Origin of the sequence: Maribellus comscasis (assembly GCF_009762775.1) — a bacterium.
GTDB lineage: Bacteria > Bacteroidota > Bacteroidia > Bacteroidales > Prolixibacteraceae > Draconibacterium > Draconibacterium comscasis.
The window spans coordinates 489,383-501,847 of sequence record NZ_CP046401.1; the positions used below are offsets into that span (position 1 = coordinate 489,383).

A 12,465-nucleotide genomic window follows, 5' to 3' on the forward strand; every position below is an offset into this window, starting at 1 on the left:
ATTTTTGAAATCCGGACACGTTCTTAAATAATGACCCTGAGCGAACCAACAGTTAATTTTTTATACAAAAAAACAGGAGCTCAATTATTTCAGCTCCTGTTTTACTTCTACGCATTTTTAAATCGCCTTTAAAACGCGTAACCAATGGAAACTTCACCAAAAAAACCGCTATATAAATCGTAATCTTTTTGAAATTGATTAATTGACTTCGCCAGGTCACTATTTGTCGTGTTCCGGAGAATTATCTTTCAGGCATTGCAGCAAAATGATTCTGTGTGATGGAATCATTGCTATTCCAAAGAGAAATTACATTGTTCCAAAAGGAATCATACCTTTCTCCCAGCTGAAAATATGTAGAGTATACTTTTTTATTTTAACGAAAAAGAATTTGAAGGAGAAACCAATATTTCAGAAAAATAGGAAGCGCTTAGCGATAAAAATGAGTAACGCTTAAAGACTTTTGTACCACTTTCTGTAGTTTCCCAAATAGATTTTGTTTACTACTTCTTTCGGAAGTTTCAGCCCCTGAAAACTGCCGTTAATCAGAGTGCTTTGCATTTCATTGTCCGTTGTCAGGTATTCCCAATCACGCAACCATTTTTCGTGCAAACTTTTTTGCAGCGATTCCTTGTTGGTTCCATGGTCACTGTTATCGGTTCCGTAAATAAACCGGTCCTGGTATTTAATAAAAAAGTTGCGCACTTTCTCACGGTCCTCTTTCGACTGGTAAAATGTTTGTCCCATCCTTGCAGCCATGTCAACAGCTGCGTTAGGGAAACGATCAAAAAATTTAGCAAGCTCATCCACACTCCACTCAATACTAGCAAAATGACAGCCAATAAAAGTCAGATTCGGATTTTTCTCCAACATCCGGTCACGGGCTGCAATTTGTTCTTCATACGAAGGAAATTCCGGATGCTGATACATGTGATATTCCGGATGCCGTGCAAAATAACTACTGTCATTTTTTGTGGTCATTTCGTCTAATGGCAACCAGCAGTTTTTAGGTTCGCCCAAATGCCCGATAAGCGGAATATTATTTTCTGTCATGTGTTTAAAAATAGGGTCAAACTGTGGGTCGTCAATCATAATCAACACGCTGTCTTTATTTCTGAATTCCATCCCGATATTTTTCCACACTTTTACTGAATTGGCACCATCGGCCACACACTGGTCAATCCATGCAATGGTGTTATCCACCCACGCCGAGTCGTCCCAGCCATCCAAACAAAATGCTGTAGAAAAAGCCACCTCGTCCGGATTTTCAGTAGCCAACTGTTTCAGATTATGGTGTACTTCAACAATTTCCCCGCAATCGCCGAGATATACATTAATGTCAAAAAATTTAAAATTATCTTTCCGGGCTTGTTCCAAAGAATTATTCTTGTCGGTATAAATGTGATAATGCGCGTCTATTTTTTCAACTTTGGAAAAATCGTCCATGGAATAATAATCACTTTCACACGAACAAAATAAAACAGCAAAAACAAAGGGGAATAGTAATTTCTGAACTTTCATCATCATTGGGTTTATTTAATTGGCGAGGATAATATATAAATTTATTTTTACTTAAAACAATAACTTGGATTTGAATGATTATTTCGATTGGCACATTTAACTTTGACTATCTGTTTTATACCGCAAATACGATTAATTCATCATAAGCAATTGTCAAAATATGACTTGTCGGCTATGTTAAAAAAACTCACCCCGAACATCCAGGATCAGGGTGAGTTTTCCAAAACGGCGTCAGTAAACGCACCTGGTTACAACCCAAAAAAATACCTGCAATACCAATAAACGAGTAATCATAATTATGTTATTAATTATTTTTATTTATCGATTGTAAAATTAAGGTGTGCAGTTTTTTTCTCTTTAACTTAAGTTATGAAAGCCAGAAAACCCAAAATGAAAATTACAACTGTCTTCATTTAAGACAGGAAAAAACAAATCTCTTTAACTTTTACGGAAGGCAATTGTGTAGCAAAGAAACGTTAGATATACAAAAATGATGTTTTGCTGGCAGAAGGAGAATATGCTACCGAATGTTATTTTGTACTACAAGGCTGCGTTCACTCCTATTATTTGTCGGATGGAGAGGAAAAAAACAAGCGAGTTTTATACCCAAAATCAAAGTATTAATCCGATAAGTTATTTTACGAAAGAACCGTCGGAATATTATTTGTCGTGTTTGTAAGATACCTACATTGCCTTGGGCGACGAAGAGAAAAATAAAGAATTGCTCCGTAAAATCCCCCGACTGGAGTAGATGGTTTTGCAAATGAGCAGCGCCTTGTTAACGACAAAACAAATTTCGCTCGACGATTTCAAAAAGCTAAATCCGGAAATGCGTTATCTCAAATTGCTGGAAACCTGCCCCGATTTATTTCAACGTGTTCCGTTGTATCACATTGCCTGGTATCTGGGAATAAAACCGGAATTTTTAAGCTGGATGAGAAAAAGATTGATTACCAAATCAGAGTAATTTAGCTGCCCAATTATTATACTTTTTAGCAATAAAAGCTTTTATAAAAACTAAAACCCATCATTTATAAGCACCAAAATTCAAAACCCAAATATCAAATAATAAACAATACCAAACTCTTAAAAAAGCAAACCCGGGAATGCACAGTTAAATGGAAAAAGTTTGCATCTTGAATATTTCCAATTTGAAATTTATTTGAGTTTTGACGATTGTGATTTGTAATTTTTTCAAGACCTCCAAAGTATAAGCTATCCAAGGTGTAAATTCAAAATTTACAAATAGCTACAGGTTACGAGTAAGAAATCCGCTTCTTGTCTCCTCAATCTACAAAAGTCTCTTTTAATACAGCTTTTAATTCCTGAATCTCCTATCGTTTAGTCTTTCAAAAACTTTAACAATTCGTTTTTTTAATTTCGCTGCCAATTGTCGAGGTAAGGTTGACAAGTACGATTTGATATTGTTCTATTTCCATTCTTCAAGGTCTTCATCATCAAAAACGTCGTCAATCAATAAATCGTCATCGCCATTCTTCGCCATTGCTGCAAAAGCCTTATCCCAGCCTTTCCGGGGTTTTGTAATGGGTTTTAGGATAATTTGTCCTTTTTCCATTATCAGCTCAACTGAATCTTTAATCTTGTATCTTTCCAACAAAGTCTTACTCAGCCTGATTCCTTTCGAATTTCCTATTTTTATTACTGAAACCTCCATAACGACAATCTTTTGTTTTGCAATTACATAGTTATAACTTTTCTTAAAGATAAAAAGATAAGACAAATGATTGAACTGAGTTTTGTTGCTGTAACTTGCCTCGTTTATAAACATCATATTTATTAGACGATTCATTAATCGAAGCACCGACCAAGCTCAAAGCTCTCGACTCGAAGCTTATGGCTCACAGCTCGAAGCTCTTCCAAATAACCTCATCCGCTTTCAGTCAATAAAAATATTTCCGATATTGCTACAAATAAAATGACCATGGGAAACAAACAAGATGAGCGTATTGCAAAAATGACTTTTGCATCGGTGTATCCACTCTATCTCGAAAAAGTGGAAAAGAAAGGACGGACAAAAGAAGAATTACATGAAGTAATTGAATGGTTAACAGGCTTTGATGATAAACAACTGCAACAACTTATCAATGCCGGGGTAACTTTTGATCAATTTTTTCAGCAGGCGAAATTAAATAAAAATGCCCCGCTCATTACGGGAGTAATCTGTGGTTATCGCGTGGAAAACATCGAAAATCCTTTAACGCAGCAAGTGCGGTATTTAGATAAATTGGTGGATGAACTGGCCAAAGGACGAAAAATGGAAAAAATTCTCCGAGCCGGTTAAACAGGTTTGTAAGCACCAAAATTCAAAACTCAAATATCAAATAATAAGCAATACCAAACTTTCAAAAAACAAACCCGGGATACTCCTTTTGATGGACACGTTTGTTATTTGAATATTCTCTCATTGAAATTGATTTGAGTTTTGACATTTGTGATTTGGCTTTTATGAAAAAACGCCTTTAATTTCAGGAAATGCTGGAAACTCCATTCTTCTCTCGAAGGTTTGATACCTAATAATAAAAAGCACTTGTTTATTAAACAAATGCTTGCTACATTTATAAACCGCATTCGGAAGATAAAACGTTTAATACCAAATACTAAAACTGAACCAAACAAAAATGACAAGGGCTATTTCGCAAACACAATTAAAAAGTAAGGACTTTGGTAAAAATTAGTTATTTGACTCTACCAGGGCCATATCTTTATGAAAATTTGAAAGTCAAGCTTATGATTTGATGTCAAACATTTCAATTTAATAAACTAGGAGAATTAAGAATGATAAAATATCAAATTATAATATGAAAAATAATAAAATAAAAAGGTCAAATGCATGACTTTAATTGTTATAATAATTACTAATACCCTTTACATAACGAAACATGAAACACAAGTACATTTTTCTGGTTCTTTTGATAACTTTTTCTTTTAGTGCTCATTCACAACAAGACACAATCCCTCCTGAATTTAATACCATCCCAAATGACACTATTGTAAGTTGTATGGTATTAGTCCCTTCTCCACCTGCAATCACTGCGTCAGATAACGGGACTTCTATTCCTATAGATTATACAGAAACAATAACAGATTCAATATGTAGAAACCAATTATTTGTTAATCGAATCTGGACTGCTACCGACAATTCTGGAAACACCGCATCGGTTAAACAAATAGTTATAGTGAATGACACTATTGCTCCTGTACTACCTGAAATCCCCAGAGACACTGTTGTGACAAACCCGGAACAGATACCACCAATACCGTTAGCAATAAGAGCAACCGATAATTGTGGACTAGTCGCTACAGCGTTCTTCGAGGTTATTTTAGATTTTATTGATGACAATAATTTTATCATTAATCGAACATGGGAATCAACAGATGATTGCGGCAATTACGTTTTTGGTGTTCAAGAAATCATAATAACAGACAAGATGACGTCTGCAACTTCGGCTATAGATTTTAGCCTTTCTTCAATATCAATATACCCTAATCCATCAAATGGAGACTTTTCTATCTCAGGAGTAAAAGGTCAGCTTATATCTGTTTATAGTTCAAATGGTAATTTAGTTGCAAAAAAAATCGCAAATTCAAATACCGAACATTTCAATCTCAAATTGGCTAAGGGTATTTATTACATTTGCACCCCTGAAAAATCAAAAAAGTTAATTATTAAATAATTTGATGCACAAAACGTTACAACATGGCGGATTTTACCTACGCCATAACAACTGTCTCACTATACGCCCATCACATCCCGAACCAGAAATATAAGATACCTATTTATGCCCATCATTTTTATTTTCACAATTTCCTGTTCCAATCACAAAGAAACGACTGTAACGCCCGAAGATTATTTGTACGAAGTGTTTTAGATAGTTGAGGAGCATTTCATCAAGAGAGATTTTGTTGCTTCGCCAATTAATCAATAATCCTTAATAAATAATCAATTTGCAGTAAACACCACCCCGTTTCGAATACTCGAAACACCCCTCCTCGAAGGATAGGAAATTCGTGCTTCGATAATATATTTTCAATATTAAACGATTAAAATCGAAAAATCAGAGTTGTATATTTCTGGGCTAAAGCCCGGTAGCTTGGAGTATATCTAATAACCTCAGGCTTAAGCCTGAGGTTATTGAAAATCAGAATAAGCAGGGGCTTTAGCCCCAAAAAGGTCATTAACCACAGAGTAGTAATTTGTTCCCCATAATCCAACTATCATAAATTCTACGAATATTTCTCCTCCTGTCAGGACGAGTCAGGTGGTGAAAAAGCCAAGAGCGGTGAGCTTTGGGCGGTGAGCCGTGAGCTGGTCGCCAGTTAATCAATAATCCTTAATAAATAATCAAATAACTGTAAACACCACCCCGTTTCGAATGCTCGAAACACCCCTCCTTGAAGGATGGGAAATTCGTGTTCTCCGAATATTTTCAATAGTAAACGATTAAAATCGAAAAATCAGAGTTGTATATTTCTGGGCTAAAGCCCGGTAGCCTCGAGTATATCCAGTAACCTCAGGCTTAAGCCTGAGGTTATTGAAAATCAGAATCAGCAGGGGCTTTAGCCCCAAAAAGTTCAAGTCTTAATCACAGAGTTGTAATTTGTTCCCCATAATCCAACTATCATAAATTCTACGAATATTTCTCCTCCTGTCAGGACGAGTCAGGTGGTGAAAAAGCCAAGAGCGGTGAGCTTTGGGCGGTGAGCCGTGAGCTGGTCGCCAGTTAATCAATAATCCTTAATAAATAATCAAATAACTGTAAACACCACCCCGTTTCGAGTGCTCGAAACACCCCTCCTCGAAGGATGGGAAATTCGTGTTCTCCGAATATTTTCAATATTAAACGATTAAAATCGAAAAATCAGAGTTGTATATTCCTGGGCTAAAGCCCGGTAGCCTCGAGTATATCCAGTAACCTCAGGCTTAAGCCTGAGGTTATTGAAAATCAGAATCAGCAGGGGCTTTAGCCCCAAAAAGGTCAAGTTTGAATCACAGAGCAGTAATTTGTTCCCCATAATCCAATTATTATAATTTCCACGAATATTTCTCCTCTTGGCGGGAGGAGAACCCGAGTTTGCGAGGGGGAGGTGGTGAAAAAGCCAAGAGCCAAAAGCTGTGAGTTGGTTCGCCAATTAATCATTAATAAATAATCAATCAATTCGCTTCCCTGGCTTGTTTTCGGTATTCCGAAGGACTCACACCTTTGTATTTTTTAAAAATCCGGTTTAGATGGCTGACGTCGCTAAATCCCAGTTCATACACCAGTTCGTTAATATGAATGTCGGTATATTGCAGGCGGGTTTCAATTAATTTCAACTTGTAGGCGATTATATAATTCTGCAAACTTTCGCCGATAATACTCTTAAAATATTCGCTTACATAGGTTAACGACACATTAAAATGTTTTGCCAGTTCTTTGGCTTTTAACATCCGCGGATTATAAATATTTTGGTGAATATAGTTCATGAGTTGCAGGGCATTGGAATCGGTAATCTTACTGTTGCTCACCGGATTTTGCAACAAAAGATTCCGGCCTGAAATAATAATGAGCGTATTAATAATTTGCCGAATCACTTCCTGTTGCTGCGGTTGCTGATTTACCTGTTCGCGAATTAAAGCTTCCACCAATGCGCGCACCAAAGGCTTGTCGGTAATCGTTTTCAGAATACAGCCGGGCAAATGATTATGGTTGTGAAAAATATACTCAATTTTGCGAATCCACTCCTTTTCCTGTGTTTTTAAATAACTCTCGTTAAAACGGACAAAAAAGAATTTGCTGGGTGTTTTTACTTCAAACGAATGTTTATCCTGCGGAAAAATCAGAAACAATTTGTCTTTGGCGTAAGGCAATTTATGGTCGTTAATTACCTGCACACCTTCTCCCTCCAGCACAAACACCATTTCAAAAAACAAATTCTCCTGCGTTTTCGACTCGTAATGCTCCACTTCCAGCAAGTCCAGCTCCAGGGGCTGATGTAAAGTTCTTACTTTCATAATAACAATAGTACAATAATTTCCAATGATTGTACAAGTAGAACGGCAATTCAGTTCATAAATTTGTACCTTATATTACAGGAATATGAATAGAATCACATACTTTTTTCTTCGCTTGCCAATAGCAATTTCGCTGTTGGGGCATGGTTTGGTAAGGATGCCAAAACTAAAAGGTTTTGCGGAATGGATGGCTACATCGATGGAAAAATCGTTTTTACCCGGCGCATTCATCAAAACATTTGGTTTTGCTCTTCCTTTTTTTGAAGCTCTGATTGGACTTTGGATTTTGTTGGGTTTCCAAACAAAGTACTCGCTTTATGCGGGTTTAACACTCATGAGCATTCTTATTTTGGGAAGTGCTTCGGTGGAAAACTGGGGAGCCATTCAAACCCAGTTGGTACATGCGATTTATTTGTTCGGACTGCTTTGGTATTCCGAAATAAAAACACAAAAACATGAATAAAAAAGTAGCACTTATAGCGGGCGGAAACGGAATTGTTGGACGAAACCTTTCTCGTTATTTGTCGGGAAGCGACGACTGGGAGGTAATTGTAACATCGAAAACGCCGCTCAAATACGATACAAAAGCACAGTATGTTTCGCTGGATTTGTCAGATTCGGAAGCGGTGAAGAAACAAAAAGAGCTGCTGAAAAACGTCAGTCATGTATTTTTTGCTGCCTACACCGAACGACAAAACCCGTATGAACAGGTGGAAGCCAACCAGGCTTTGATTGAGAATTTAATTTTAGGTTTGGAAGCGATTCAGGCTCCTTTGGAACATGTGGTTTTTATTCAGGGAGGAAAAGCTTACGGGGCGCATTTGGGCATTTACAAAACGCCGGCAAAAGAAACTGACCCGCGAAGTATAACACCCAATTTTTATTACAACCAGGAAGATTTTCTTCGCTCGGAATCGCAAAACAAAAACTGGAGCTGGACAGCCATTCGCCCGGATATTGTAATTGGCTACACCATTGGAAACCCGATGAATTTATCGAACCTGATAGCGGTTTATGCCACGCTGTGTAAAGAAGAAGGTTTGCCGCTACGCTTTCCGGGATCGCCAAAAGCGTACAAAGTTTTGGTAAACGTAACCGGCACCGATGTGCTGAACCAAGGCCTGGAATGGGCCGCGACAAACGAAAACACAAAAAATGAAATCTTTAATATAACCAACGGCGATATTTTCCGCTGGTATCAGGCATTTGAGAAAATTGCCGATTTTTTCGATATGGAAGTGGCCGGGCCGCAAACATTTTCGCTACAGGAATACATGCCGGGAAAAACAGCGCTTTGGAACGGAATTGTTGAAAAATACGGTTTGCAAAAAAACAGTCTGAACAACCTGGTACAATGGGGTTTTGGCGATTTTATTTTTAATGTGGAATACGATGCGATTTTGGATGTAAACAAAGCCCGCAGATTTGGGTTTCATAAAATGCAAACAGACAGTATTGAATACATCATCAATACTTTTCAGACATTAAAAGACAAAAAAATAATACCTTAAAAATAGATAGATATGAAAAAAGTAACAATTAAAAATACCGATTTAGAGGTTGCTCCAATCAATTTTGGAGGAAATGTATTTGGATGGACTTTAGACGAAAAACAATCGTTTGATATACTGGATAAATTTGTTGGCGGAGGTTTTAATTTTATTGATACGGCCAACACCTATTCATGGTGGGTGAACGGTACCGGCGGACAATCGGAAACTATTATCGGCAACTGGATGAAAGCCAAAGGCAACCGTAGCGATTTGGTAATTGCTACCAAAGTTGGTTCGGAAACCAAAGAACATGGTGTTGACAGCAGTAAAAAACATATTTTGAAATCGGTGGACGAGTCGCTGGCGCGTTTACAAACCGATTACATTGATTTGTACTACACGCATTTTGATGATGAAAAAACACCGGTGGAAGAAACCATGGAAGCGTATAACGAAATCGTAAAAGCAGGAAAAGTTCGTTATATCGCAGCTTCGAATGTTTCGCCGGAACGATTGCTGGCATCGATGGAAGTGGCAGAAAAAAACAACTTCCCAAAATATGTTGCACTTCAGCCGCACTACAATTTATTGATTCGCGACAAATTTGAAAAACAATATGCTCCGTTAGCAGAAAAATTCAACTGGAGCGTTTTCACGTATTGGTCGCTGGAAGCCGGATTTTTAACCGGGAAATATAAAACCGAAGCTGATTTTGATAAAAGTCCGCGTGGTGCCGGAATAAAACAACATTTCGACGACAGAGGAAAAGCCATTTTAAAAGCCCTGGATGAAGTAGCTAAAAAACACGGCAGTCACCCGGCTACTGTTTCATTGGCATGGTTGCTGGCCAATCCCTTGGTAACGGCTCCGATTGTAAGTGCCACAAGCGAGAATCAGTTAAAAACATTGTTTTCAGCTCCGGAATTACAGCTGGATGCAGAAGATTTATCCTTATTGGAAAAGGTAAGTAAAAGTTAAGAATGTGGAACAAAGTTGAACCTGTTTCCGGGTTCTTCTTTTCGTTATCGAATAGCCACGGGCGAAACCCGTGGCTATTATTATTTTATTACTATTCTATAAAATTCCTGTCTTTATTTTACCACCCCGTTTCGAGTGCTCGAAACACCCCTCCTTGGAGGAGGGGAAATTGGCGCTTCAATAATTTTTCTGTAATCCCAATTTTATATTTTATGAATGTTTCTCCTCCTGCCAGGAGGCGTACCTGAGTATGCGAAGGGGAGGTGGTTGTTTATTTTATAAAAATTTTCCCAAAGGAATATCACATCAACTCCACACTGATAAAACAGCTTCTTTTACGGGTGTTACGCCGGCACTCATCACCATAATTTTGCCAATGGTTTCCGGGTGGTTCAGCACTTCCAGAATTGAAGTTGCCACATCCTCGCGTGAAATTTCGCTTTGCACTCCTTCGGGTGTTGGTTTTATGGTCACTGTTTCACTTCCAGCCTCATCGGTCAGGCGCACCGGGCGCAAAATGGTATAATCCAGATTGGTTCGCTGCAATTCCCTGTCGGCAAAATGTTTGGCAATGTAATACGGTTTAATTCCCGAAGCTTCCCATTTGGAACGGTCGTCGGCAAAACAGGCACTCACCATTACATACCGTTTTACTCCGGCTTGTTCGGCGGCAAGCATACTTTTTACGGCACCGTCGAGGTCAATTTCCAGGGTTTTATCAAACCCGGTTTTGCCACCGGAACCGGCAGTAAACACAACGGCATCAAAGCCTTTTATTGTTTGCGCGATTTCGTCCACACTGCTTTCCAGACTGGCTACACAAACCGGTACGTCCATTGCTTCAAAAAAAGCGCGTTGTTCTTCTTTTCGAATAAATGCGGTGGGAGAAAACTGCGCCGATGCTTTCATTTTTTCCGTTGTAAGTTTCCCTATTTTCCCGTGTGCTCCTATAATTAGTACTTTCATATTTTGTTATTTAATTTATTAGATTCAAGAGCAAAGAGCAAAGAACTAAGATCCAAAACATTTCAAAAAATCGTATTGCTGAATTTAGTTCAGTAACTGATTCTATTTTGAAAGATCCTGAAACAAGTTCAGCATGACCTAAGGCATGAAGTCAGGAATCAAGATGTTAGAACTAAGATCCAAGATCCAAGACATTTCAAAAGATCGTCTTGCTAAATTTAGTTCAGCAGCTGTTTGTGTTTTGAAAGATCCTGAAACAAGTTCAGGATGACGTAAAGTACAAAATGACAAAATCAGATTTTTTTCTCCTATCTCAAAACCTGTAACTCGCATCTTTGAACTCTGAACTCAGAACCCAAAACTCTGAACTCTCTACTTTGAACTCTGAACTCGTGGCTCAAAGCCCACAGCCTTCCTACATCTTATACCCCGGCTTTTTATAAAGCAGGTCTTCCCTCGCCATGATTTCCTTTTCGTAAACTTCACCCTTCCACTCTTCCGGCAAAAAATCTTCAATCGCAACCGAATACGATTTATCTTCCAAACCAAGAACTTTCTGCGCAGCTTTCATTAGTTCGGTGGCGAGTTGTTGTTTCTCCTCTTCGGTTTTCCCTTTAAACAGTTTAATTTGAATATGTGGCATATTTCTTCTTTTGTAAATATGAATTGGTTAAATTATTTATGTCTGTTCACAGTTCGACTCCGCTCACTGTGACTACTAGCCCGCACACTGTAACTGTCACACTACTCGCTGTGATTACCAGGCAGCTCCATTGTGACTGTCAGACTGCTCACCGTGATTACCAGCCCACTCATTATGACTGCCAGACTACTCACTGTGATTATCAAGCCAGCTTCATTGTGACTGTTGAACTGCTCATTTTGACTACTACACTGCTTTCTGTGACTGTCAGGCTGCTCTTTGTGACTGTTACACTGCTTTCTGTGACTGTCAGGCCACTCATTGTGACTGTTACACTGCTCACTTTGACTGTCAGACTGAGCGGAATCGAAGTCTGAATTTTACAGATTACGCTTCCAATTTACTGAATTCTTCGTCGCTGACCGCCTCCAGCCACTCGTTTGTGGCACCTTCTGCAGGCACAGAAAGCGCGATATGTGCAAACCAGCTGTCTTTAGTGGCTCCGTGCCAGTGTTTTACTCCTGCAGGAATATTTACCACATCGCCGGGATTTAATAAACGGGCCGGCTTCCCTTCTTCCTGGTACCAGCCTGTTCCGGCCGTACAAAAAAGAATCTGACCGCCTTTGTGATGAATGTACCAGTTGTTGCGACAGCCCGGTTCAAAAGTCACGTTAAAAGCCGGAGCCCCTTCCAAGGTTAAAACGGCTAAATAACTCTGCCCTGTAAAGTACTGTGCGTAGGCCTCATTTTTTTCTCCCAAGGGAAATATTTGTTTAAACTCACTCATTTTTTTTATCTATTTATTGGTTAATTTTTAAGAATAAAGATTCAAGAGCAAAGATTCAAGACATT

The 12,465-nt window shown here is 38.5% G+C and carries 13 protein-coding genes; 7 read left to right on the forward strand and 6 right to left on the reverse strand.

From position 1 onward, the window contains the following. Positions 1-450: 450 nt before the first annotated feature. Positions 451-1,524, reverse strand: a complete 1,074-nt coding sequence (locus tag GM418_RS02085; protein ID WP_246222808.1) for an amidohydrolase family protein — start codon at positions 1,522-1,524, stop codon at positions 451-453. A 492-nt stretch (positions 1,525-2,016) separates the two neighbouring features. Between GM418_RS02085 and GM418_RS32015 the strand changes: the two genes are divergently transcribed. Both GM418_RS32015 and GM418_RS02090 read left to right on the forward strand, forming a co-directional pair. Further along, positions 2,017-2,142: a hypothetical protein gene (locus GM418_RS32015; RefSeq protein WP_425482368.1), complete on the forward strand. Its 126-nt coding sequence runs from the start codon at positions 2,017-2,019 to the stop codon at positions 2,140-2,142. A gap of 151 nt (positions 2,143-2,293) precedes the next feature. After that, a complete protein-coding gene (locus GM418_RS02090; RefSeq protein ID WP_217447684.1) occupies positions 2,294-2,485 on the forward strand; it encodes a hypothetical protein in 192 nt (63 codons plus the stop codon). A 462-nt stretch (positions 2,486-2,947) separates the two neighbouring features. Here the strand turns inward: GM418_RS02090 and GM418_RS31435 are convergent, their stop codons facing one another. Then, positions 2,948-3,328: an AbrB/MazE/SpoVT family DNA-binding domain-containing protein gene (locus GM418_RS31435; RefSeq protein WP_217447685.1), complete on the reverse strand. Its 381-nt coding sequence runs from the start codon at positions 3,326-3,328 to the stop codon at positions 2,948-2,950. A 132-nt stretch (positions 3,329-3,460) separates the two neighbouring features. Here GM418_RS31435 and GM418_RS02100 point away from each other — a divergent pair, with 132 nt between their 5' ends. Together GM418_RS02100 and GM418_RS02105 are read left to right on the forward strand one after the other, a co-directional pair. Beyond that, positions 3,461-3,820, forward strand: coding sequence for a DUF2200 domain-containing protein (locus GM418_RS02100; RefSeq protein WP_246222809.1), 360 nt, complete (start codon positions 3,461-3,463; stop codon positions 3,818-3,820). 598 nt (positions 3,821-4,418) lie between these two features. Beyond that, positions 4,419-5,213 carry a T9SS type A sorting domain-containing protein gene (locus GM418_RS02105; RefSeq protein WP_158862672.1) on the forward strand — a complete coding sequence of 265 codons (795 nt, stop codon included), beginning with the start codon at positions 4,419-4,421 and terminating at the stop codon, positions 5,211-5,213. A 1,478-nt stretch (positions 5,214-6,691) separates the two neighbouring features. On the opposite strand, the gene GM418_RS02110 is transcribed toward GM418_RS02105, so the two are convergent. Further along, positions 6,692-7,531 (reverse strand): AraC family transcriptional regulator, encoded by an 840-nt coding sequence (locus tag GM418_RS02110; protein WP_158862674.1) that lies wholly within the window; start codon positions 7,529-7,531, stop codon positions 6,692-6,694. An 85-nt stretch (positions 7,532-7,616) separates the two neighbouring features. Between GM418_RS02110 and GM418_RS02115 the strand changes: the two genes are divergently transcribed. From GM418_RS02115 to GM418_RS02125, 3 genes are read left to right on the forward strand one after another with little or no spacing between them, the layout of a single operon-like run. Beyond that, positions 7,617-7,994, forward strand: coding sequence for a DoxX family membrane protein (locus GM418_RS02115; protein ID WP_158862676.1), 378 nt, complete (start codon positions 7,617-7,619; stop codon positions 7,992-7,994). Continuing rightward, on the forward strand, positions 7,987-9,042 hold the full coding sequence (locus tag GM418_RS02120) for an SDR family oxidoreductase (RefSeq protein ID WP_158862678.1): 1,056 nt from the start codon (positions 7,987-7,989) through the stop codon (positions 9,040-9,042). Before GM418_RS02115 ends, GM418_RS02120 begins: the two co-directional genes overlap by 8 nt. Positions 9,043-9,054: 12 nt before the next feature. Then, positions 9,055-10,002, forward strand: a complete 948-nt coding sequence (locus GM418_RS02125; RefSeq protein WP_158862680.1) for an aldo/keto reductase — start codon at positions 9,055-9,057, stop codon at positions 10,000-10,002. Between the two features lie 306 nt (positions 10,003-10,308). Here the strand turns inward: GM418_RS02125 and GM418_RS02130 are convergent, their stop codons facing one another. The 3 genes from GM418_RS02130 to GM418_RS02140 all read right to left on the reverse strand — a co-directional run bounded on the left by GM418_RS02130 (position 10,309) and on the right by GM418_RS02140 (position 12,400). Then, on the reverse strand, positions 10,309-10,968 hold the full coding sequence (locus GM418_RS02130; RefSeq protein WP_158862682.1) for an SDR family oxidoreductase: 660 nt from the start codon (positions 10,966-10,968) through the stop codon (positions 10,309-10,311). A gap of 415 nt (positions 10,969-11,383) precedes the next feature. Continuing rightward, positions 11,384-11,611, reverse strand: a complete 228-nt coding sequence (locus tag GM418_RS02135; protein ID WP_158862684.1) for a tautomerase family protein — start codon at positions 11,609-11,611, stop codon at positions 11,384-11,386. Positions 11,612-11,998: 387 nt separating this feature from the next. Continuing rightward, complete coding sequence (locus GM418_RS02140) at positions 11,999-12,400, reverse strand: cupin domain-containing protein (protein ID WP_158862686.1); 402 nt, start codon at positions 12,398-12,400, stop codon at positions 11,999-12,001. Positions 12,401-12,465: the final 65 nt, after the last annotated feature.

Coding starts and splice junctions, on each gene's coding strand:
- GM418_RS02135 (WP_158862684.1), bottom strand. CDS start 11,611: ATGCCACATATTCAAATTAAACTGTTTAAAGGGAAAACCGAAGAGGAG.
- GM418_RS02110 (WP_158862674.1), bottom strand. CDS start 7,531: ATGAAAGTAAGAACTTTACATCAGCCCCTGGAGCTGGACTTGCTGGAA.
- GM418_RS02085 (WP_246222808.1), bottom strand. CDS start 1,524: ATGATGATGAAAGTTCAGAAATTACTATTCCCCTTTGTTTTTGCTGTT.
- GM418_RS02115 (WP_158862676.1), top strand. CDS start 7,617: ATGAATAGAATCACATACTTTTTTCTTCGCTTGCCAATAGCAATTTCG.
- GM418_RS02120 (WP_158862678.1), top strand. CDS start 7,987: ATGAATAAAAAAGTAGCACTTATAGCGGGCGGAAACGGAATTGTTGGA.
- GM418_RS02140 (WP_158862686.1), bottom strand. CDS start 12,400: ATGAGTGAGTTTAAACAAATATTTCCCTTGGGAGAAAAAAATGAGGCC.
- GM418_RS02105 (WP_158862672.1), top strand. CDS start 4,419: ATGAAACACAAGTACATTTTTCTGGTTCTTTTGATAACTTTTTCTTTT.
- GM418_RS02130 (WP_158862682.1), bottom strand. CDS start 10,968: ATGAAAGTACTAATTATAGGAGCACACGGGAAAATAGGGAAACTTACA.
- GM418_RS02100 (WP_246222809.1), top strand. CDS start 3,461: ATGGGAAACAAACAAGATGAGCGTATTGCAAAAATGACTTTTGCATCG.
- GM418_RS02125 (WP_158862680.1), top strand. CDS start 9,055: ATGAAAAAAGTAACAATTAAAAATACCGATTTAGAGGTTGCTCCAATC.
- GM418_RS31435 (WP_217447685.1), bottom strand. CDS start 3,328: ATGAATCGTCTAATAAATATGATGTTTATAAACGAGGCAAGTTACAGC.